At 65.9% G+C, this 20,042-nt stretch carries 20 protein-coding genes; 8 read left to right on the forward strand and 12 right to left on the reverse strand.

Features of this window, described 5'->3' with window-relative positions:
- Positions 1-72 precede the first annotated feature (72 nt).
- From CTR55_RS20685 to CTR55_RS20705, 5 genes are all read right to left on the reverse strand, one after another.
- Positions 73-1,407 carry an imelysin family protein gene (locus CTR55_RS20685; RefSeq protein ID WP_296288908.1) on the reverse strand — a complete coding sequence of 445 codons (1,335 nt, stop codon included), beginning with the start codon at positions 1,405-1,407 and terminating at the stop codon, positions 73-75.
- Between the two features lie 292 nt (positions 1,408-1,699).
- Positions 1,700-3,781, reverse strand: a complete 2,082-nt coding sequence (locus CTR55_RS20690) for a GGDEF domain-containing phosphodiesterase (RefSeq protein WP_296288910.1) — start codon at positions 3,779-3,781, stop codon at positions 1,700-1,702.
- A gap of 192 nt (positions 3,782-3,973) precedes the next feature.
- A complete protein-coding gene (locus CTR55_RS20695) occupies positions 3,974-4,555 on the reverse strand; it encodes a Fe-Mn family superoxide dismutase (RefSeq protein WP_045211147.1) in 582 nt (193 codons plus the stop codon).
- A gap of 326 nt (positions 4,556-4,881) precedes the next feature.
- Complete coding sequence (locus tag CTR55_RS20700) at positions 4,882-5,484, reverse strand: LysE/ArgO family amino acid transporter (protein WP_296288912.1); 603 nt, start codon at positions 5,482-5,484, stop codon at positions 4,882-4,884.
- Positions 5,485-5,487: 3 nt separating this feature from the next.
- On the reverse strand, positions 5,488-5,910 hold the full coding sequence (locus tag CTR55_RS20705; protein WP_296288914.1) for an ACT domain-containing protein: 423 nt from the start codon (positions 5,908-5,910) through the stop codon (positions 5,488-5,490).
- Positions 5,911-6,003: 93 nt separating this feature from the next.
- Here CTR55_RS20705 and CTR55_RS20710 point away from each other — a divergent pair, with 93 nt between their 5' ends.
- Positions 6,004-6,909, forward strand: coding sequence for a LysR family transcriptional regulator ArgP (locus tag CTR55_RS20710; RefSeq protein ID WP_296289370.1), 906 nt, complete (start codon positions 6,004-6,006; stop codon positions 6,907-6,909).
- Here the strand turns inward: CTR55_RS20710 and CTR55_RS20715 are convergent.
- On the reverse strand, positions 6,896-7,957 hold the full coding sequence (locus tag CTR55_RS20715; protein ID WP_296288916.1) for a trans-acting enoyl reductase family protein: 1,062 nt from the start codon (positions 7,955-7,957) through the stop codon (positions 6,896-6,898). The genes CTR55_RS20710 and CTR55_RS20715 overlap by 14 nt on opposite strands.
- 207 nt (positions 7,958-8,164) lie before the next feature.
- Here CTR55_RS20715 and CTR55_RS20720 point away from each other — a divergent pair, with 207 nt between their 5' ends.
- The gene (locus CTR55_RS20720; RefSeq protein WP_296288918.1) at positions 8,165-9,154 is read left to right on the forward strand and encodes an NAD(P)-dependent oxidoreductase; all 990 of its coding nucleotides are present in this window, start codon (positions 8,165-8,167) and stop codon (positions 9,152-9,154) included.
- Between the two features lie 90 nt (positions 9,155-9,244).
- Here CTR55_RS20720 and CTR55_RS20725 read toward each other — a convergent pair whose 3' ends face one another.
- Positions 9,245-9,535 carry a hypothetical protein gene (locus CTR55_RS20725; RefSeq protein ID WP_296289371.1) on the reverse strand — a complete coding sequence of 97 codons (291 nt, stop codon included), beginning with the start codon at positions 9,533-9,535 and terminating at the stop codon, positions 9,245-9,247.
- A 265-nt stretch (positions 9,536-9,800) separates the two neighbouring features.
- Here CTR55_RS20725 and CTR55_RS20730 point away from each other — a divergent pair, with 265 nt between their 5' ends.
- From CTR55_RS20730 to CTR55_RS20745, 4 genes are all read left to right on the forward strand, one after another.
- On the forward strand, positions 9,801-10,640 hold the full coding sequence (locus CTR55_RS20730; protein ID WP_296288919.1) for an ATPase: 840 nt from the start codon (positions 9,801-9,803) through the stop codon (positions 10,638-10,640).
- 188 nt (positions 10,641-10,828) lie between these two features.
- Positions 10,829-11,056: a ferrous iron transporter A gene (feoA, locus tag CTR55_RS20735; RefSeq protein ID WP_296288921.1), complete on the forward strand. Its 228-nt coding sequence runs from the start codon at positions 10,829-10,831 to the stop codon at positions 11,054-11,056.
- Between the two features lie 6 nt (positions 11,057-11,062).
- Positions 11,063-13,357, forward strand: a complete 2,295-nt coding sequence (gene feoB / locus CTR55_RS20740; RefSeq protein WP_296288923.1) for a Fe(2+) transporter permease subunit FeoB — start codon at positions 11,063-11,065, stop codon at positions 13,355-13,357.
- The gene (locus tag CTR55_RS20745) at positions 13,357-13,626 is read left to right on the forward strand and encodes a FeoC-like transcriptional regulator (protein ID WP_296288925.1); all 270 of its coding nucleotides are present in this window, start codon (positions 13,357-13,359) and stop codon (positions 13,624-13,626) included. Before feoB ends, CTR55_RS20745 begins: the two co-directional genes overlap by 1 nt.
- A 321-nt stretch (positions 13,627-13,947) precedes the next feature.
- On the opposite strand, the gene CTR55_RS20750 is transcribed toward CTR55_RS20745, so the two are convergent.
- Genes CTR55_RS20750 through CTR55_RS20760 form a run of 3 tightly spaced genes read right to left on the reverse strand, consistent with a single transcriptional unit; the run spans position 13,948 to position 16,567 of the window.
- Positions 13,948-14,997, reverse strand: coding sequence for an alkene reductase (locus CTR55_RS20750; RefSeq protein WP_296288926.1), 1,050 nt, complete (start codon positions 14,995-14,997; stop codon positions 13,948-13,950).
- A gap of 30 nt (positions 14,998-15,027) precedes the next feature.
- Positions 15,028-16,191 carry an MFS transporter gene (locus CTR55_RS20755; protein ID WP_296288927.1) on the reverse strand — a complete coding sequence of 388 codons (1,164 nt, stop codon included), beginning with the start codon at positions 16,189-16,191 and terminating at the stop codon, positions 15,028-15,030.
- 46 nt (positions 16,192-16,237) lie between these two features.
- Positions 16,238-16,567, reverse strand: coding sequence for a helix-turn-helix transcriptional regulator (locus tag CTR55_RS20760; protein ID WP_296288929.1), 330 nt, complete (start codon positions 16,565-16,567; stop codon positions 16,238-16,240).
- Between the two features lie 240 nt (positions 16,568-16,807).
- Between CTR55_RS20760 and CTR55_RS20765 the strand changes: the two genes are divergently transcribed.
- Both CTR55_RS20765 and CTR55_RS20770 read left to right on the forward strand, forming a co-directional pair.
- Entirely contained in the window at positions 16,808-17,401 is a 594-nt protein-coding gene (locus CTR55_RS20765; protein ID WP_296288931.1) for an ACP phosphodiesterase, read from the forward strand.
- 75 nt (positions 17,402-17,476) lie between these two features.
- Complete coding sequence (locus CTR55_RS20770; RefSeq protein ID WP_296288932.1) at positions 17,477-18,337, forward strand: universal stress protein; 861 nt, start codon at positions 17,477-17,479, stop codon at positions 18,335-18,337.
- Between the two features lie 161 nt (positions 18,338-18,498).
- Here the strand turns inward: CTR55_RS20770 and CTR55_RS20775 are convergent, their stop codons facing one another.
- Together CTR55_RS20775 and olsB are read right to left on the reverse strand one after the other, a co-directional pair.
- On the reverse strand, positions 18,499-19,269 hold the full coding sequence (locus CTR55_RS20775) for a lysophospholipid acyltransferase family protein (protein WP_296288934.1): 771 nt from the start codon (positions 19,267-19,269) through the stop codon (positions 18,499-18,501).
- Complete coding sequence (olsB, locus tag CTR55_RS20780) at positions 19,269-20,024, reverse strand: L-ornithine N(alpha)-acyltransferase (RefSeq protein WP_296288936.1); 756 nt, start codon at positions 20,022-20,024, stop codon at positions 19,269-19,271. The genes CTR55_RS20775 and olsB overlap by 1 nt, the downstream gene beginning before the upstream one ends.
- Positions 20,025-20,042: the final 18 nt, after the last annotated feature.

Below are 20,042 nucleotides of genomic sequence, written 5' to 3' on the forward strand. Positions count from 1 at the left end.
CGCAGTGCGGGGCTTTGCTGTGCCTCTCAAGGTGCTGCGGCTTGGAGCCGCAGTACCTTCAGGTCGCGCGTATCAGAACTGGTGATCGGCGGTGTCCGGCTTCAGGTCCTGTACGCCAACCGCGGTGGCGGCCTTCTCGATGGCGCCGGTCTGCTTGACCAGCGAAGCGATGGCGTCGCGGATCTTCTGCTGATCGTCCTTGTCTTCCGGGGCGATCATCTGGTCGAAGTGCACACCGTCCTTCTCGGCACGGTCGACGATGACCTGCATCTTGGCTTCAGTGTTCGCCAGGTCGGCCTTGAGGTCGGTGTCGGCCTGGGCATCAGCCTTGGCGACCAGGTCGGACAGGCTCGGGCCCTTCACGACGCTGCCGTCGGTACGCTTGTATTCGCCGGTGTAGATGTTGCGAATGCTCTTGGCGTTGAAGAACAGGGTGTTGTGGGTGTTGTCGCTGAAGCAGTCGTGCTCGTCTTCGGTGGAGTTGGCTTCCAGCGCGACCTTCATGCGCTCACCGGCCAGTTCGCCGAGGGACAGCGAGCCCATGCCGAAGAACATCTTGCGCAGGTTGTTGTCGGCGGTGTCGGCCTCGACCTTGGCGCGGTAGTTGTCGGCGACGCCGGCCTTGAAGTTGCCGTGCATTTCTTCCAGGTCAGCCACCAGCAGGTCGGTGGCGGCTTTCAGGTAGGCGCCGCGACGGTCGCAATGGCCGTTGGTGCAGTCCTTGCCCTGGGCGTAGTCGGTGTACTTGCGATCGCCCGCGCCCGGCTTGGTGCCGTTCAGGTCCTGGCCCCACAGGAGGAATTCGATGGCGTGGTAGCCGGTAGCGACGTTGGCTTCGGAGCCGCCCAGTTCGTTCAGGCCCTTGAGCTTCTCGCCGGTGATTTCCTTGACGTCGATCTTGTCTTCGCCGACCTGGATCTCGGTGTTGGCGATGATGTTGGCGCTGGCGCCGGCATTGCCTTCGGCGTGCTGGTAGTCCTTGGCGACGTAGTCGATCAGGCCTTCGTCCAGCGGCCAGGCGTTAATTGCGCCTTCCCAGTCATCGATGATCGAGTTGCCGAAGCGGAAGGCTTCGCTCTGCGAGTAGGACGGGCGGGAAGCGATCCAGGCTTCGCGGGCGGCCTTCAGGGTGGCTTCGCTGGGCTTGGCGATCAGCGCGTCGACGGCGGCCTGCAGCGCCTTGGCGGTGGTCAGGGCGTCGCCGTAGGTGGCTTCGGCGATGTCCAGGTAGTTCTTCACCACGGCCTTGACCGCGGCCTCGTCGACCTTGGCGGCCGCCGGGGCAGTGCTCTGGGTGCTGGCAGCCGGAGTGGCGGCGGGGGCTTCGGCTTTCTTGTCATCGCCGCAGCCGGCGAGGGAGATGGCGATGGCGAGCAGGCTGGCAGTGGCCCAGGGCATACGAGTCATGACGGGTTCCTTTGCAGGGAGAAGAGGCGCACGAAAAAGGACTGCGCAAGAAAATCTGCAACATAATGCGAAAGATTTGCATTTTTGAAAAGAGAGATCGGTGGCGCCGTTTGATCACGGGGCCAGCAAGTCGCCAGCAGGAGCCAGGAGATTTGGCTTTTCGTAGGAGCGAGCTTGCTCGCGAACCGCTTGGCACCAGCGCTCGGGCTGTTCGCAAGCAAGCTCGCTCCTACAGGGGGATTCGGCGTGGGGGAGGGCGAATAACACCTCGTCCGTTATCCGCCGTGAAGCATCAATGACGCTCGACGGACCCGTTGGGATTGCCGCCGGCCGCTTCGGCCAGGCGCCGCGCCTGCTTGAGGTACAGGGTCAGTTCGCGCGCCGGCAGCGGTTTGCTGTAGAGGTAGCCCTGACCTTCGTGGCAGCCCTGGGCGATGATGTAGGCCTCCTGCTCGACCGTCTCCACGCCCTCGGCGATCACCTGCATCCCCAGGCTCTTGCCCAGCTGGATGATGGCGCGAACGATGGTGGCGTCGTCGTCGTCCAGCAGCAGGTCCTGGACGAAGCTCTTGTCGATCTTGATCTTGTCCAGCGGCAGGCTCTTCAGGTAACTCAGCGAGGAGTAGCCGGTGCCGAAGTCGTCGATGGCGATCAGGGCGCCGGCGCGACGCAGGCTGAGCAGGTGCTGGGCGGCGGTGGAGATGTCTTCCATCAGGCCGGTCTCGGTGACTTCCAGCTCCAGCGAGCGCGGCGGCAGGCGGTGCATCTGCAACAGGTTGCTGACCACCCGCGGCAGGGCGTTGTGGCGCAGTTGCACGGTGGACAGGTTGACGGCCAGGCGCAGGTCATCGAAGCCCTGGTCGTGCCATTCGCGCAGTTGGCGGCAGGACTGGTCGAGCACCCACTCGCCGATGCTGAAGATGCTGCCGTTCTGCTCCGCCAGCGGGATGAACAGGTCCGGCGCGACCCAGCCCTGGGTCGGGTGCTGCCAGCGCAGCAGCGCCTCGACGCCGACCACGCGGTGATCGCGGTAATCCACCTGCGGCTGAAACACGAGGTGCAACTCGTTGCGCGCCAAGGCCTCGCGCAGGTCCTTTTCCAGTTCGCGGCGGCGGCGCATCTCGCTGTCGACGCTGGCGATGTAGAACTGGTAGCGGTTGCGCGAGCGGCTCTTGGCCAGGGTCATGGTCTGCTCGGCTTTCTGCAGCAGCTTCTCGGTGGTCTCGCCGTCCTCGGGGAACAGGGTGATGCCGATGGTGGCGCGCAGGTGCACCAGGTGCTGGTCCAGCTCGAAGGGTGCCTCCAGGTCGTCGAGGATCTGCTGGGCCAGTTCGGCCGCCTCGTAGGGCTGCTCGATGTCGGCCTGGACCAGGGCGAACTGGTCGCCGCCCAGCCGCGCCAGGGCGCCGAGATGCGCGCTGCGGGTGCGCAGGCGGTCGGCGAGGGCGATCAGCAACTGGTCGCCGAACTGGTAGCTGTATTGCTCGTTGATGCCCTTGAAGTCATCCAGGCCCAGGCAGAGCACGGCGACGCGGCGTTGCAGGCGCGAGGCGTCTTCGAGTATCTGGTCCAGGCGCTGCTGCAGCAGCTTGCGGTTGGGCAGGCCGGTGAGGAAGTCGTACTGGGAGATGCGCAGCAGGCTGTCTTCGGCCTCCCGGCGCAAATGGCCGTTGCGCTCGATGGAGGCCAGCAACTGGTTGGCAGTGGTCACCCATAAACCCAGTTCGTCCTTCTCGTGGCCGTCGGGCATCGGCAGCTTGTGCTGGCTGGGGCGGTCCGGGTTGATCGAGGCCAGGTGCTCGATGATCTTCGACAGCGGTTTGGTCAGCAGCCAGTGGTAGACCATGAACAGCACCAGGCTCAGGGCCATGGCGCGGAGGATGCCGGAGATGAAGATGATCACCGAGGTAGTGACGAAATCGTTGCCGTAGGGCGCGGTATCGAGGGTGATCTTCAGGTCGCCGTAGTATTCGTTGGAGCCACCACGGCCGGCGAGGCGAATGGAGTAGTTCTGCTCGGCGCCGAGGATCGGGTCGGTCAGCCAGCGGGTATTGGAGTCCAGCAGCGGGCGGGATTTTTCCGCCAGCATGGGTTCGTCAGGGTGGCCGATGGCGGCGTAGCGTACGGCTTCGTGCTGGAACAGGCCTTCGAGGACCTGCATCGCCATGTCCCGGTCGAGGCTGTAGACGGCCTGGGTAGACGGGTCACGGACCATCGCCAGGATCCGCTGGGCGTCGTTGTGTACGTTCTGGCGGGCTTTGTGGGCGTCATAGACGATCTGGGCACAGCTGAGTACCACCCCGACCACGAGGGCCGCGAGTAATACCATTCGCAGCAGCTTGAGGGAGAGGCTGTGCCGAGGATCCAGTTTCAAGGTCTTTCCTTGTTTCTCGCCAGGGGCGAACGACTGGGGCTGAGTATTGGCAATTGGCGCAATGGCGTCAAAGGGCCATCGTTGTGTTTCGTGATGGTACCGGCCTTTCAGGTTAGCTGACACGAAGGTGTTACGCGCCCATTACGAAAAAACCCGGCGCAGGGCCGGGTTTTTCGTATCAAGCGGGGGCGATCAAGCAGCGAACTGCTCGGCCACGAAGTCCCAGTTGACCAGGTTCCAGAACGCCTCGACGTACTTCGGACGCAGGTTGCGGTAGTCGATGTAGTAGGCGTGTTCCCAGACGTCGCAGGTCAGCAGCGGGGTGTCGCCGCTGGTCAGCGGGCAGCCGGCGCCGATGGTGCTGGCCAGGGCCAGGGAGCCGTCAGCTTTCTTCACCAGCCAGCCCCAGCCGGAGCCGAAGGTGCCGATGGAGGTCTTGCTGAACTCTTCCTTGAACTTGTCGAAGGAACCGAAGGCCGCGTTGATGGCGTCAGCCAGGGCGCCGGTGGGCTGGCCACCGCCGTTGGGGCTCAGGCAGTTCCAGTAGAAGGTGTGGTTCCACACCTGGGCGGCGTTGTTGAAGATGCCACCGGAAGAGGTCTTGACGATGTCTTCCAGGCTCTTGCCTTCGAATTCGGTACCCGGAACCAGGTTGTTCAGGTTCACGACGTAGGTGTTGTGGTGCTTGTCGTGGTGGAATTCCAGGGTTTCCGCGGAAATGTGCGGCTCAAGGGCATTCTTCGCGTAAGGCAGCGGCGGCAATTCGAAAGCCATGGTGTTTCTCCTATCTCACTCAGTCTGGGCAAGCGCGACGGGCGCGCGACCGGTACACGGGGCCGGTTCGATGTTTGTCGCGGCATCCGGGCGTAGCTGCAGGGTGTCCCTTTCGGGGACGGGCAGCGCGCCAGTTGCGTCCGGAAGGCTCAGAGCCCGCCGGCGCCGCGAGGGGCCGATCATAGCACCCGACCTGCGGCATATCCACGCAGCAACTGTAAGGGCAAAGGCCCTGCGCAGCGGCTTGCGTCGGAGCGCGACGCTCATTATGCACAGACCGGGATGACGGAACGTCGTTCGGAATCATTTACCCGGCGTGCTTGGAGTCAGCCGGCGAATACCAGTTGGGCGGCCATGCCGAGCATCATCACGGCGACCATCAGGTCGACCAGGCGCCAGGTGGCCGGCCGTGACAGCCAGGGCGCGAGCCACGCGGCACCGAGGGCGAGGGTGAAGAACCACAGCAGCGAGGCACTCGCCGCCCCCATGGCGTAGGCGCCGGGCACTGCCTGCTGGGCGCCGAGGGAGCCGATCAGCAGCACCGTATCGAGGTAGACGTGGGGGTTGAGCAGGGTCACCGCCAGGGCCGCCATCAGTACGGTGCGCCGCGAGCGCGGGCCGGTTTCCTGCGCATCGGCCATGGCCTCGGGTGCGACTGCACGCCGCAGCGCCTTGAGGCCATACCAGACCAGGAAGGTCACACCGCCCCAGCGGGCGATAGCCAGCAGCGTCGGGTTCTCGGCGAGGATCTTCGCCAGGCCGAACACTCCGGCGCTGACCAGGATGGCGTCGCACAGCACGCACAGCGCGGCCACCGACAGGTGATGTTCGCGGCGCAGGCTCTGGGCGAGAACGAAGGCGTTCTGCGCGCCGATGGCGATGATCAGGCCGGCGGCGACCAGCACGCCGTTGAGATAGCTCTGCCACATGGTTCAGGCCTCCTCTTTATTGAAGGCGGGCGGATTGAGCGCGAGGGCATGCAGCACGCCTAGCGCCCGCGGGCCGTCGGCCTGGGCGACGAACAGGTGATCGTGGTACCAGGCGGCGATCACGTTGCAGCTGATCCCGGCCTTGGCCAGGGCGCCGGCCACGGCAGCGGTGAGGCCGACTGCCTGCAGTGCCGAGTGCACTTCCAGGGTCAGCCAGGCGGCGACGTAGTCGAAGGCCAGCCCCGCCTGTTCGGCTTCGCTGCGCGGCAGGATCAGCGTCAGCCCCTCGCTTTCACGGAAGCTGCCCAGCGGCTGCAGGCCGGCCGGGAGCTGGCCGTCGGGCAGGGTGCAGAACACATACTCACCGTCGTTGAGTACCGGGGTCATGTCGCGCAGCAGCGCGGTCAGGGAGGTTTCGCCAGCCATGGTGGAATCCGTGAAGAAAGTGGGAATGCTGGCGATTGTCCGGCTTTGGCCTGTATAAGAAAAACCAATACTGCTGATATCTCATTAGGGAAACTGATCATGTTCGACTACAAGCTGCTTGCCGCCCTGGCTGCCGTGGTGGAGCAGGGTGGTTTCGAGCGCGGCGCCCAGGTGCTGGGGCTGTCGCAGTCGGCCATTTCGCAGCGCATCAAGCTGCTCGAAGCACGGGTCGGCCAGCCGGTTCTGGTGCGCGCCGCGCGGCCGCAACCCACCGATCTCGGCCAGCGCCTGCTCAACCATGTACAGCAGGTGCGCTTGCTGGAGGGCGACTTGCAGCAATGGGTGCCGGCGCTGGACGACGGCGCGGCACCCGAGCGCCTGCGCCTGGCGCTGAACGCCGACAGCCTGGCGACCTGGTGGGCCGAGGTGGTCGGCGATTTCTGCGGCGAACGCCATGTGTTGCTGGATCTGGTGGTGGAGGATCAGGAAGTCGGCCTCAAGCGCATGCGCGCGGGCGAGGTGGCCGGCTGCGTCTGCGCCAGTCCGCGTCCGGTGGCCGGTGGGCGCTGCGAACCGCTGGGGGCCATGCGCTATCGCGGGCTGGCCAGCCCGGAGTTCATCGCCCGGCACTTCCCCAGGGGCGTGACGCCCGCCGGGCTGGTGCGCGCGCCGGCCATCGTCTACGGCCCGGACGATCAGTTGCAGCACCGTTACCTCAAGGACCTGGGCGTCGACGGCCACTTCAGCTACCACCTGTGCCCTTCTTCCGAAGGCTTCGTGCGCATGACCAGTGGCGGCCTCGGCTGGGGCCTGGTGCCTGAGCAACAGGTGCGTGGCGAGCTGGAGCGCGGTGAGCTGGTGGACATGCTGCCGGGGCGGGTAATCGACGTACCGCTCTACTGGCATCACTGGCGCAACGGCGGCGAATTGCTCGCCGCGCTGACCCGGCACCTGTTGGCGAAGGCGCCGGGCCTGCTGGTGCCGATCAGCCGCGAATGACGATGCTGCCGCTGCCCGGCAACTGCTCGATGCAGCGCGTGCCGAACAGTTTTGATGGGGTGAAGTAGCCGACTGTGTTCGGGTTGGCCAGCAGGTGACGTACCGCGAAGAGCACGCCGTGGAGAGTCACGTCGTAGCCGTTGGCGGTTTCCAGTCGCGCTGTGCGGCGCTCGCCACGGGCGTTGCGTACCTCGCCCCAGACCCAGGTGCGCAGCTTGCCGCGGGCCAGTTCGTCGGGGCCGTGGACGCGCTTGTCCACCTGCTGCTTGAGCCAGTCCTGCACGCGGTCGCGGCCCAGCAGCGGACGCAGGCTGTCCATCACCCGCATGCCGAGGGCGGCGGCGGGTGGCACCGGCAGGTAGACCTCGATATCGCCGATGCCGGTGGAATAATAGGCTGTCGCCACGTCGCCCCAGGGGATGGTCACCGCGTGCTTGAGGCCGCGGCCGAAGTCGATGTCGCGACGCTTGTAGCCCAGCGGTACGTCGCGCAGGCGCCCGGCTTCGCGTACCTTGCCGCCGAGCTTGAGGCCTTCCACGGTGGTCTTGGCGGTGCCCGGCGACAAGCCGCTGCCGCTGTCGAAGCCCAGCGCCAGGTGCGCGGCATCGGGCATGGCTTCCTTCAGGCAGGCGGCGACGCAGTCGGTGGGGATCACGTCGAAGCCGACGCCGGGGCAGAGCACCACGCCGGCCGTGCGCGCCACTTCGTCCAGGCTGTGGGCGTACTCGAAGACGGCAATCTCCCCGGTGATATCCACGTAATGCGCGCCGCTGGCGATGCACGCCTCGATCATCGGTGCGGCGGTGGCGGAAAAGGGCCCTGCGCAGTTGGCAACCACGGCGACGTCTTCCAGCGCAGCCAGGGCGGCGGCGCTGTCGTTCAGGTCGAACACCCGGCATTCCAGCCCCAGCGTGCTGCCCAGTGCGTGCAGGTTGGCAGGGTTGCGGCCGCCGAGGATCGGCTTCAGGCCTTCACGCTGCGCCTGCTCGGCCACCAGCCGGCCGGTGTAGCCGTTGGCGCCGTAGATCATCCAGTGGGGCTTGCTCATGGTGTTGCCTCGTCTTGCTTTTTATAGAGGGAAAACAGCGTGCCTCAAGGGTAGTCGCAACCACTCGCTTCATGTCGCCGATCGCAAGTCGTGCAACCCTGGCGTGACACGGCGGTCTGCAAGGATTCGTTTCTGGCGTGCAAGGCCAGAGTGGTAGCGTTCGGCGCCTGCTAGAGTCGCCGGACTATAAGAACGGGAGTGGCGTGCATGAAGATTCTGGTCACCGGAGCCAGCGGGTTCATTGGTGGGCGCTTTGCCCGTTTTGCCCTGGAGCAGGGGCTGGCGGTTCGGGTGAACGGACGCCGCGAGGAGGCGTTGCAGCCGCTGGTGGCGCGCGGGGCCGAGTTCATGGCCGGCGACCTGTCGGACTCGGCGCTGGTTCGCGCCCTGTGCAGCGGCGTCGATGCCGTGGTGCATTGCGCTGGCGCGGTGGGCGTGTGGGGCAGCCAGGAGTACTTCCATCAGGCCAACGTGACGATGACCGAGGCCATCGTCGAGGCCTGCCTGAAACAGAAGGTGCGCCGGCTGGTGCACCTGTCGTCGCCGTCGATCTACTTCGATGGCCAGTCCCACGTCGGCATTACCGAGCAGCAGGTGCCCAAGCGCTTCGCCAACCACTACGGCTCGACCAAGTACCAGTCCGAGCTGGTCGCCCTCGGCGCCCAGGAATTTGGCCTGGAAGTGCTGGCGCTGCGCCCGCGTTTCGTCACCGGCGCCGGCGACACCAGCATCTTCCCGCGAATGATCGCCGCGCACCGCAAGGGCCGCCTGCGCATCATCGGGCAGGGCCTGAACAAGGTGGACTTCACCAGCATCCAGAACCTCAACGATGCGCTGTTCGCCAGCCTGATGGCCGGCGACGAGGCGCTCGGCCAGGCCTACAACATCAGCAACGGCCAGCCGCTGCCGCTGTGGGACGTGGTGAACTACGTGCTGCGACGGCTGGACATGCAGCCAGTTGAGCGGCACATGCCGTACGGGCTGGCCTACAACCTGGCGTTGCTCAATGAGGGCGTGTGCAAGATCCTGCCCGGCCGCCCGGAACCGACCTTGCACCGCCTGGGCATGGCGGTGATGGCCAAGGACTTCTCCCTGGACATCTCCCGCGCTCGCCAGTACCTCGATTACGACCCGCAGAACAGCCTGTGGGATGCTCTGGACGAGTTCTGCGACTGGTGGCGGTTGCGCGGGGCGTGACGGCTCTTCGCAGGAGCGAGCTTGCTCGCGAACAGCCCGAGCTTCAGTGCCATGCGGTTCGCGAGCAAGCTCGCTCCTACAAGAGCCACATCAGCGTGAGGTACGGGCCCCGCCCCGCAGCGGGCCGGAGTACTGCGGGTCACCGCCGCCCTGCAGCGGCAGGAAGCTCGGCTCCTGCACCACGCGGGGCAGCTTCACGCCGCTCAACTCGCTCAGGCGTTCGCCCAGCTGGCGCGTTTCTTCCCGTGCGGAATCGACACAAGCACGCAGCATCCGCTCGATGGCGTCGCTCTGCTGGTACTGGATTTCCAGCGCCTGTTCTTCACGCAGACGGCGGCGCAGTTCACGCATGCAATCCAGGATGGCCTTGTTGAGTTCGATCACCCGACTTCCTCCCCGCGAAGGGCGCCAGAGCGGCGCCAAGTATCTGAAGCGGGAGCAAGGGGCGTGCCACGATATCGCAAAGCCACTATTGGCGGGCCGCCAGGGGAACTGCGTGCGTCCTGGCAGGTCTTCTATGCGCCGACGAGGTGCGTGACGCCCTGTGATGGCACGCTGCTCCCAGGCTGCTCTCTAAGAGTCATGCGAACGGATATACTGCGCCCTGCGCAGGCAACACGCCGCTTTATCCCCACAGGTTCATTCCATGCGTAATGACACGTTCGACGAATTCGATGATGTGCCCCACCTTTCCACCGACGCCGCCGACCGCGACGAGTTCGGGCATCACCCGCGCCGTGTGGTCGAGCCCAACGGCCGCCCGCAGCCCCAGCCGGTGAAGCGTGGCGGCGGTACCGGCGCGCTGTGGGCGCTGGTGGCGGCCATGGCCATCGCCCTGGCGGGTGTGGGCTGGTGGAGCCACCAGCAACTGATGCTGATGGAGCAGCAACTGATCGCCACTCAGGAAAGCTTCGCCAAGATCAGTGAGGAAGCCGCCGGCCGCCTCGACGACATTCGCGGCAAGTTCGTCGCCAATGAATCCAACGGCACCACCGACCGCGAGGCGCTCAAGCTGCAGGTCAAGCAGCTGCAGGGTCGACTGGCCGAACAGGCCAAGGCGCAACAGACTTCCCTGTCGGAGTTCGACGGCGCCCAGGGCAAGCGCCTGGCGCAGATCGGCGCAGACCTCAAGGCCCAGCAGGACGCCGCCGCGCAGTTGGTCGCCCAGCTCGACAGCAAGCTCAAGGCCATCTCCGAAGAACAGGCCAAGTTCAAGAACGTGCAGGCTGACCTCGCTGCCGCCAACCAGCAGATCCAAGGGCTGAATACCGAGATCGCCAACCTGAAGAAGCAGGGCAATCCGAGCCAGGCGATCAAGAGCATCCAGGACGACCTGATGCTGTTGCGTGCCGAAGTCGACGGCCGCCAGGGCCAGGCCAGCAGCGATACCAAGGAGTTCGACGTGTTCCGCATCCAGGTGATGCGCAACATCAACACCCTGCAGCAGCAGATGCAGAACCTCCAGCAACAGATCAGCACCCGCTGATCTGTTGGACACAAAAATCCCCCGCACCGAAAGGTCCGGGGGCTTTTTGTTGCCATCCCTCTTTGGGGGTAGTGAAGGCAATTCTTGTCTTGAATCAGTTTCAGTTCAGGTTTCGGGGCGAATAATTGGCAACAAATGAGAGTCATTTAGATTCTCTCCAGATTGCCCAATCGCCCGGAGGCCTCCCCATGCTCGATCTTCAAGCGCAACGCCGGTACCGCATCGCCGGTTACCGGCCCGGGATCGGCGCCGCCTTCCGCCAGCGGCTGTTTTCCATGGGGCTCTTGCCGGGCGCCGAGCTGAAGATACGCCGCGTAGCGCCGCTGGGTGACCCGGTGCAGGTGGATACCCGTCAGTGCAGCCTGGTACTGCGCCGCCGCGACCTGGCTTTCCTCCAGCTTGAAGTGCAGGACTGAGCCGCCATGGACGAACTGCGCATCGGTCTGATCGGCAACCCCAACGCGGGCAAGACCACCCTGTTCAACCAGCTCACCGGTTCACGCCAGCGCGTCGGCAACTGGGCCGGCGTCACCGTGGAGCGCAAGGAGGGCAGCTTCCGCACCGCCCGCCACAGCGTGCGCCTGGTGGACCTGCCCGGCACCTACTCGCTGACCACGCTGTCGACCCAGGCCTCGCTGGACGAGCAAATCGCCCGGCGCTGCATCGTCGATGGCGAGGTGGATGTGCTGGTCAACGTGGTGGACGCCACCAACCTGGAACGCAACCTCTACCTCACCGTGCAGCTGCGCGAGATGGGCCTGCCCTGCGTGGTGGCGCTGAACATGCTCGACATCGCCCGCACCCAGGGCCTGAACATCGACCGCGAGGCGCTGGCGCGGGAGCTGGGCTGCCCGGTGGTGGCGCTGGTGTCGACCCGTGGCGAAGGCATCGACGAGCTGAAAGACGCCATCGATGGCCTGACGGCCCAGCCGCCGCTGCACGTACCCTATCCAGCCGCACTCAGGAATGCCGTCACTCAGCTGCTGCCGAACGACGCGCCGCCCGCCCATGCGTGGATGGCCCTGCTGGCGCTGGAAGGCGACCTGCACAGTGCCCGCCAGCTCCAGCTCGACCCTGCACGCCTGCTGGCCGCGCGCGACGCCATTCGCTGCGCCTGCGGCGAAGACCCGGAACTGCTGCTGGTGGACGCACGCTACCGGCTGATCGGCGAGCTCTGCGAGCGCGCCAGCAACCACCGCGAGGCGACGCCGCACCGGCTGACCCAACTGCTCGACCACATCGCCCTGAACCGCTGGCTGGGCATCCCGGTGTTCCTGCTGGTGATGTACCTGATGTTCTTCTTCGCCATCACCCTCGGTGGTGCGCTGCAACCGATCTTCGACCAGGGCTCCTCGGCGCTGTTCATCGACGGCATCCAGTGGCTGGGCGCCCGCAGCGGCGCGCCGGACTGGCTCACCGCGCTGCTGGCCCAAGGCCTGGGAGGCGGCATCAACGCGGTGCTGCCGCTGATCCCGCAGATCGGCCTGATGTACCTGTTCCTCGCCCTGCTCGAAGACTCCGGCTACATGGCCCGCGCGGCCTTCGTCATGGATCGCCTGATGCAGGCCCTCGGCCTGCCGGGCAAATCCTTCGTGCCGCTGATCGTCGGCTTCGGCTGCAACGTGCCGTCGATCATGGGCACCCGCACCCTGGACAACCCGCGCGAACGCCTGATGACTTCGATGATGGCGCCGTTCATGTCCTGCGGTGCGCGGCTGGCGATCTTCGCTGTGTTCGCTGCGGCCTTCTTCGGCCAGAACGGCGCACTGGCGATCTTCTCGCTGTACCTGCTGGGCATCGTCGTCGCGGTGCTCACCGGCCTGCTGCTCAAGCACACGCTCATGCGCGGCGAGGCTTCACCCTTCGTCATGGAGCTGCCGCTGTACCACGTGCCGCACCTGCGCAGCCTGCTGTTGCAAACCTGGATGCGCCTGCGTGCCTTCGTGGTTCGCGCCGGCACCGTGATCATCCTGGTCAGCCTGGTGATTGGCGGCCTCAACAGCGTCACCCTCGACGGCCGCCCGGTGCAGGGCGACATCGCCGACTCGGCGCTGTCCAGCCTCAGCCACAAGGTCACGCCGCTGCTGGCGCCCATGGGCGTGCACCCGGACAACTGGCAGGCCACGGTCGGCCTGGTCACCGGCGCGTTGGCCAAGGAAGTGGTGGTCGGCACCCTGAACACCCTGTACACCGCCGAACACATCCAGGGGGAAGCTTTCGATGCCGATGCCTACGACCTCTGGGGCCAGTTGAAACAGGCCGGGGCGGATACGCTGGATGGTCTGCGCGACTCCTTCAGCCTCAGCGTGCTGGCCAACCCGGTGGCCGCGAGCATGGCCGACGGCGAGATGGAGGAGGGCTCCATGGGCACCTTCGCCGCCAAGTTCGGCAGCCCGCTGGCCGCCTACAGCTACCTGATCTTCGTGCTGCTCTACGTGCCGTGCGTGGCCACCCTTGGCGCACTGACCCGCGAGAGCGGCCGTGGCTGGATGACCTTCGCGGTGTTCTGGGGCCTCAACGTGGCCTATTCGCTGGCGACCCTCTGCTATCAGGTATTCAGCTTCGCCGAGCACCCGCAATACAGCGCGACCGTTATCGGCATCGTGCTGGCCTTCAACCTGGCGGTGTTCCTCGTCCTGCGCTGGGTCGGCCGGCGCGGCCTGGAGCTGGATGGCGAGCGTGAGCTGCGCGCGGCCCCGGCGGGGAGCTGCCACTGATGGCCACGGCAATCGCAGTGCGCAACCTGCTCGGCGAGATGGGCGAGGCGGATGTGCCGACCCTCGCCCAGCGCCTCGGCGCCTCCAAGGCTCTGCTCGAAGCATTGCTGGAGCGGCTGCTGGCGATGGGTGTGGTGGAAAAGATCGCGCCGGAACCGGCGGCCTGCGGGAGTTGCAAGGGCTGTGCGGAGGCGACGCGGTGTGCGACGACGGGGTATCGGTTGGCCGGCCGCAACGACGCCACGCCCTTGCGCTGGATTACCAACTGAGATCGAAACGTAGGATGGGTGGAGCCTAAGCGATAGCCATGCGGTCGGTGCCACGGATTGATGGGTATCGCGGCGCTCCACGCCATCCTACGTCCAGCAACTGGGCGGATAACGCCCGAGGCGTTATTCGCCCTACAGCTGCCTCGATACCGAGCCCGGTGGCTTTTCGTAGGAGCGAGCTTGCTCGCGAACAGGCCGAGCGCCGGTGCCATGCGGTTCGCGAGCAAGCTCGCTCCTACAGCTAAGCTGTAGCGTTTCTGGAAAACAAAAAAGGGCGCCTTCGAATGAAGGCGCCCTTTTTATTGGTGCCGGAACCAGCCCTTACAGGCGCGGGTAGTCCAGGTAGCCGACCGGGCCCTTGCCGTAGAAGGTTTCCGGGTGCGGCTCGTTCCAGGCGGCGCCTTTTGCCAGGCGGGTCACCAGGTCCGGGTTGGCGATGAACGGGATGCCGAAGGCCACCGCGTCAGCCTTGCCGCTTTCCAGCCATTCGTTGGCGGTGTCCTTGGTGAAGCGCTCGTTGGCGATGTACACGCCACCGAAGATTTCCTTCAGTTTCGGGCCGATGCTGTCGTCGCCGGCCTTCTCGCGGGTGCAGATGAACGCCACGCCGCGCTTGCCCAGCTCGCGGGCTACATAGCCGAAGGTGGCCAGCGGATCGGCATCGCCCATGTCGTGGGAGTCCATGCGCGGGGCCAGGTGCACGCCGACGCGGCCGGCGCCCCAGACGCCGATCACGGCATCGGTGACTTCCAGCAGCAGGCGCGCTCGGTTCTCGACCGAGCCGCCGTACTGATCGGTGCGCTGGTTGGTGCTGCTCTGCAGGAACTGGTCGAGCAGGTAGCCGTTGGCGCCGTGGACTTCCACGCCATCGAAACCGGCGGCCTTGGCGTTCTCGGCACCGGTGCGGTAGGCCTCGACGATGTCGGCGATCTCTTCGGTTTCCAGGGCGCGCGGGGTAACGAATTCCTTGATCGGGCGCACCAGGCTGACGTGGCCGGCCGGCTTGAGGGCGCTCGGTGCTACCGGGGTTTCACCGTTCAGGTACAGCGGGTCGGAGATACGGCCCACGTGCCACAGCTGCAGCATGATGCGCCCGCCGTTGGCGTGCACGGCCTTGGTGATGTTGCTCCAGCCGCGCACCTGGTCGTCGGACCAGATGCCGGGGGTGTCCGGGTAGCCCACGCCCATCGGGGTCACCGAGGTGGCCTCGCTGAGGATCAGGCCGGCGTCGGCGCGCTGGGTGTAGTACTCGGCCATCAGCGCGTTGGGCACGCGGCCTTCGTCGGCGCGGCAGCGGGTCAGCGGGGCCATGACGATGCGGTTGGGCAGTTCCAGGTCACCGATGACGATGGGGTCGAAAAGCGTGGTCATTGCGTTACTCCGGGGCGTGAGGGTGGAGGATCAGTCGAGGACGGGTTGGGTCTGGTTGGGCTTGCCGCTGAAGGCGATCATCACCGCGATCAGCGCGAGGACGGAGAGCACGGCGCCAGCCAGGGGCACGCGGGTCAGGCCCAGGCCGTGGCTGATGACGCTGCCGCCGACCCAGGCGCCGATGGCGTTGCCGACGTTGAAGGCGCCGATGTTCAAGGTGGCGACGAGGTTCGGCGCGGCTCCGCCGACGCGCACCACGTTGACCTGCAGCGCGGGCACTGCGGCGAAGGCGGCAGTGGCCCAGATGAACAGGGTGATTTCGGCCGGGATCAGCGAGGCGCTGGTCCAGCTCAATGCAGTGGAAACCACCGCCATGCTGGCGAACACGCAGGCTAAGGTGGTGCCCAGGCGCCAGTCGGCAAGACGGCCGCCGAGGATGTTGCCCAGGGTCAGGCCAAGGCCGATCAGCACCAGGCTCCAGGTGATGCCGTGCGGCGAAACCTGGGTGACTTCACCCAGCAGCGGCGCGACATAAGTGAACAGCGCGAAGACAGCGGCCGAGAACAGCACGGTGGTGCCCAGCGCCAGCCACAGTGGGCCGTTGCGCAGCGCGGCAACTTCCTTGCGCATGTCCACCGCTTCTTCATCGTGCTTCTTAGGCAGTACACGCCACAGGCCAATCAGCGCTGCCACGCCGATCAGCGTCACTGCCCAGAAGGGCGAACGCCAGCCGGCTATCTGCCCCAGCGCGGTGCCGGCCGGCACGCCGAGCACGTTGGCCAGGGTCAGGCCGGTGAACATCAGGGCCACGGCGGAAGCCTTGCGGTTGGCCGGCACCAGGCTGGCGGCGACCACCGAGCCGATGCCGAAGAAGGCGCCGTGACACAGGGCGGTGATGATCCGCGCCAGCATCAGCAGGCCGTAGTTGGCGGCCACCGCGCAGAGCAGGTTGCCGAGGATGAAGATGCCCATGAGCATCAGCAACGCGGTCTTGCGCGGCAGGCGGGCGGTGAGCAGGGCCATGATCGGCGCGCCGATGGCGACACTGAAGGCGTAGCCGCTGACCAGCCAGCCGGCGGCGGGAATGGTCACGGACAAGTCGCCGGCGACCTCGGGCAACAGGCCCATGATCACGAATTCCGTGGTGCCGATGGCAAACGCGGACAAAGCGAGGACGAGAAGCGAAGTGGGCATGTGCCTGCTCCTGGAGAGTGGGAATGTCTTGGCTGGCAGTAGCCGGTTACAGCGCTTCGCTCAGGTGGCGAACAAAGGCCTGGATGGTCTCTTCATTGCGTTTGAAGAAGTTCCACTGGCCGACTTTTCGACTGGTCACCAGGCCCGCGCGCTGGAGGGTGGCCAGATGCGCGGAAACGGTGGATTGCGACAGACCGGTGCGCTGGTCGAACTTGCCGGCGCAGACGCCGATCTCGAAGGATTGGTGCTCCTGCTCGACGAAAAACTTCTCCGGGTCCTTGAGCCAGTGCAGGATGTCGCGCCGCACCGGGTGGGCCAAGGCCTTGAAGATTTCGTCGAGGTCGATGCCAGGATCGAGAGTGGGTTGTTCAGTCATGGGGCACATCGCTATATCGCGTTGGGACGAACTATATATCGGTCAAAGGCGATATGAATTCGTTTGGCGCGATAGTGATGATCAACACCTGTGATAATAGGCTGGGCGCCCGTAGGAGCGGACTTCGTCCGCGATCGGTATCCGGCGCGATGCGGACCTATCGCGGATGAATCCGCTCCTACGCTTCGACCAGGCATTGCGTTTATCGGTTGGCCACGGTTCCGCGCTAAGCTCACCTGCATGAACTATCTCGCGCACCTCCACTTGGGCGGCGACCGGCCCGCCCAACTGCTTGGCAGCCTCTATGGCGACTTCGTCAAAGGGCCGCTCGCCGGCCAGTGGCCCGCCGAGATCGAGGCGGGCATCCGCCTGCACCGGCGCATCGACGCCTTCACCGACAGTCACGCCTTGATACACAGTGCCAAGACGCGCTTCCCCAGCGAGCGTCGGCGCATGGCCGGCGTGCTTCTCGACGTGTTCTTCGACCATTGCCTGGCCCGCGACTGGGGGCGTTTCTCCGGCGAGCCGCTGGAGCACTTCACCCAACGGGTCTACGGTGTACTGGGCCGCACGCCCGGCCTGCCGGAGCGTCTGGCACGCATTGCACCGCGCATGGCTGCGCAGGACTGGCTGGGCAGCTATCGACAGTTCGAAGTGCTGCAGGACGTGATGGTCGGGATGTCCCGGCGCCTGTCGCGGCCGTCCCTGCTGGACGGCGCCTGGGATGAACTGGATCGTCTCTACGAGCCGCTGAGCAGCGATTTCCGCGAGTTCTATCCCGAATTGCAGGCCTTCGTCAGAAACCTGCCGAATTCGATGGACGGTCCGGGCTGACTTGATATGCGTCAACCGCCCGGCGGCCCATAGCGTGTGCAATAGACACATCTGAAGGACGACGAGAGGAGCAGCATGATGAAGTCGTTAATGGTCGCAACGGATCTGTCCGGCCGTTCCGAAAAGGCTTTGCACCGTGCGGCAGCGCTCGCCAAGCGCTACGCCTGTCCCTGGACCGTGCTCTACGTGGTCGATGAAGACCAGCCTGCGGCGCTGGTCGAACAGGAAGTCACCCAGGTGCGCATGATGCTCGAAGCGCGGCTGGTGGAACTCACCGAACTGGGCGGTACCTGCCCGAAACTGCTGGTGGAGCGCGGCGATCCGAATCAGCAGATTCTCGCCGCCGCCAAGAGCCAGAACTGCGAGCTGCTGGTGATGGGCGCACACCGCAAGAGCGTGCTGCGCGACATCTTCATCGGCACCACGGTCGAGCGAGTATTGCGCGCCGGGCAACTGCCGGTGCTGGTGGTCAACCAGCCGGCCGGCGGGCAATACCGCGACCTGCTGATTGCCCTGGATACCTCGCCGGCCTCCGCCCACGCGGTGGAAGTGGCCGATGAACTAGGCCTGCTGGATGGCGCCGTGCGCCGTGGCGTCTACGCCTTCAGCCCGCTGGCCAAGGGCATGATGCAGTACTCCGGGGTGAGCGAGGAGCGCATCGACGAATTCGTCGGCACCGAATCGCGCCAGGCGGTGGAAGAGCTGAAGAAGTTCCTCCACGACCAGCACCTGGAAGAACGCATCGATGAGCAACTGGTGGCCGTCGGGCTGCCGGGCAACGTGTTGCAGCGGATGGTCGACAAGCATCGGCCCGATCTGCTGGTCATGGGTACTCGGGGTATGGGTGGGATCAAGCGTGCCCTGATCGGCAGTGTCGCCGACTACGCTCTGCGCGAGCTGGATTGTGACATCCTGGTCGTGCCGCCGGAGGCTTGAACCTCCGGCGCCTGGAGACTGTTTTCAGGCTGCGTCGGGCGACTCGAGGGTGCCGTCCGGCGTAGTTTGAAAGCTGTTTCGCCAGAGTGGGAACCCGCCGGCCGTAGGTTACGGCGGGCTCCAAACCAACTTCGTTTTCTTTGCTGCCTTGCCGGCAACTCTCAGGCCGCGATGGCCGCCTCTTCCTGAACGTCACTCACCACTGCGTGGATCGCGGCGTGCGCCTGCTTCGCCAGCAGGTTGCGGTCCTGGTGGGCGCTGGACAGCGCCGGTAGCAAGTGAATCTCCACCACGCCCCGGTCGTTATCGAACAGGCGCTTCAAGTGGCTGACCAGATCGTCGTCACCAATGAACGGCGCCAGCTCGCAAGCCTGGCCGTTGCGGCGGTAGCGCAGCGCTACCGGCTGCACCGGCACGCCGGCTTCGATGGCGCTGGCCATCAGGCGGCCGTGGAAGGTGCGCAGGCCCTGGCCGTCGGTGGTGGTGCCTTCGGGAAAGACCAGCAGCGAGCGCCCGCGCGACAGGTGCGTGGCCAGTTGTGCGTTGATCATTTGCGCATCGCCCGATCCGCGACGGATGAACAGGGTGCCCGCTTTCTCCGCCAGCCAGCCGGCCACCGGCCATTGGCGCACTTCCGCCTTGGACAGGAAGGTCAGCGGCAGCAGCGCACCCAGCAGCGGGATATCGACCCAGGACACATGATTGGAGACCCACAGCATCGGCTGGCCGGGAAGTTCGCCACGTACCTTCACGTCGAAGGGCAGGGCGCCGGACAAGCGTGCCAGGTACCAACTGGTCAGGCGTTGGCGCAGGGGCATCCGATCACCGCCAGGCAGGCGTTCCAGCAGGCTGACGAAGCTGGCCAGCGCCAGGCCCAGCGTCAGCACCAGCAGCAGGCGGGCGACGCGCAGCCAGGCGCGCAGGCTGCGCATCAGACGGCAGCCTTGAAGTGGCGGGCGTAGCGCGGGCAGAGCTCATCGCGCTTGAGCAGGATGAACACGTCGGCAACGCCGAAGTCCGGGTCCCAGCAGGGCTCGCCGCAGATTTTCGCGCCCAGGCGCATGTAGGCCTTGAGCAGCGGCGGCAGCTCGGCGGTGAGGTTGTCCGGCACGTCCAGCTGCGGCAGCGGGGTCTTTGGCTCGGCGCGCAGGTTTGCCTGGCACAGATAGCGGTCGCGCAGACGCTGCATCACGGCGCGGGCCTGGATGCCGCCGTCGCGCATGGGGATGCTGGCGCAGCCCATGAGATAGCGGTAGCCGCCTTCGTTGAGCACTTCGGCCAGTTCGCTCCAGAGCACGGCGATGGTGCCACCGTTGCGGTAGGCCGGGTCGACGCAGGTGCGGCCGATTTCCAGCACCGGGCCTTGCAGGTCATCCAGGCCGTCGAGGGCGAACTCTTCTTCGCTGTAGTAGCGGCCCAGGCGCTGGGCGGCGCGGTGGTCGAGCAGGCGGGTAGTGGCCACCAGTGCGCCGGTGTTGAGGTCACGCACGCCGATGTGGGCGCAGTGGCGGTCGTAGTCGTCCATGTCCAGCCCCTGGTCCGCGCCCTTGAGCTGGGCATCGAACTCGCTGCTGAACACGCGGTAACGCAGGGCCTGGGCTTCGCGCAGGGCGCGGGCGCCGCGCAGACGCACGGCCTTGAGGCGGCGCTGCGCCGGGGTATCACAGGAGAGGGCGATCTGACTCATGCGAGTGCCTCCGTGAAC

The sequence above is a fragment of the Pseudomonas sp. genome, from assembly GCF_002796985.1.
Classification (GTDB): domain Bacteria; phylum Pseudomonadota; class Gammaproteobacteria; order Pseudomonadales; family Pseudomonadaceae; genus Pseudomonas.

Bases quoted from the DNA above. Each gene is read 5' to 3' on its own strand.
- CTR55_RS20685 (WP_296288908.1), bottom strand. From the start codon at position 1,407: ATGACTCGTATGCCCTGGGCCACTGCCAGCCTGCTCGCCATCGCCATC.
- CTR55_RS20695 (WP_045211147.1), bottom strand. From the start codon at position 4,555: ATGGCTTTCGAATTGCCGCCGCTGCCTTACGCGAAGAATGCCCTTGAG.
- CTR55_RS20700 (WP_296288912.1), bottom strand. From the start codon at position 5,484: ATGTGGCAGAGCTATCTCAACGGCGTGCTGGTCGCCGCCGGCCTGATC.
- CTR55_RS20705 (WP_296288914.1), bottom strand. From the start codon at position 5,910: ATGGCTGGCGAAACCTCCCTGACCGCGCTGCTGCGCGACATGACCCCG.
- CTR55_RS20715 (WP_296288916.1), bottom strand. From the start codon at position 7,957: ATGAGCAAGCCCCACTGGATGATCTACGGCGCCAACGGCTACACCGGC.
- CTR55_RS20720 (WP_296288918.1), top strand. From the start codon at position 8,165: ATGAAGATTCTGGTCACCGGAGCCAGCGGGTTCATTGGTGGGCGCTTT.
- CTR55_RS20730 (WP_296288919.1), top strand. From the start codon at position 9,801: ATGCGTAATGACACGTTCGACGAATTCGATGATGTGCCCCACCTTTCC.
- feoA (WP_296288921.1), top strand. From the start codon at position 10,829: ATGCTCGATCTTCAAGCGCAACGCCGGTACCGCATCGCCGGTTACCGG.
- feoB (WP_296288923.1), top strand. From the start codon at position 11,063: ATGGACGAACTGCGCATCGGTCTGATCGGCAACCCCAACGCGGGCAAG.
- CTR55_RS20745 (WP_296288925.1), top strand. From the start codon at position 13,357: ATGGCCACGGCAATCGCAGTGCGCAACCTGCTCGGCGAGATGGGCGAG.
- CTR55_RS20750 (WP_296288926.1), bottom strand. From the start codon at position 14,997: ATGACCACGCTTTTCGACCCCATCGTCATCGGTGACCTGGAACTGCCC.
- CTR55_RS20755 (WP_296288927.1), bottom strand. From the start codon at position 16,191: ATGCCCACTTCGCTTCTCGTCCTCGCTTTGTCCGCGTTTGCCATCGGC.
- CTR55_RS20760 (WP_296288929.1), bottom strand. From the start codon at position 16,567: ATGACTGAACAACCCACTCTCGATCCTGGCATCGACCTCGACGAAATC.
- CTR55_RS20765 (WP_296288931.1), top strand. From the start codon at position 16,808: ATGAACTATCTCGCGCACCTCCACTTGGGCGGCGACCGGCCCGCCCAA.
- CTR55_RS20770 (WP_296288932.1), top strand. From the start codon at position 17,477: ATGATGAAGTCGTTAATGGTCGCAACGGATCTGTCCGGCCGTTCCGAA.
- CTR55_RS20775 (WP_296288934.1), bottom strand. From the start codon at position 19,269: ATGCGCAGCCTGCGCGCCTGGCTGCGCGTCGCCCGCCTGCTGCTGGTG.
- olsB (WP_296288936.1), bottom strand. From the start codon at position 20,024: ATGAGTCAGATCGCCCTCTCCTGTGATACCCCGGCGCAGCGCCGCCTC.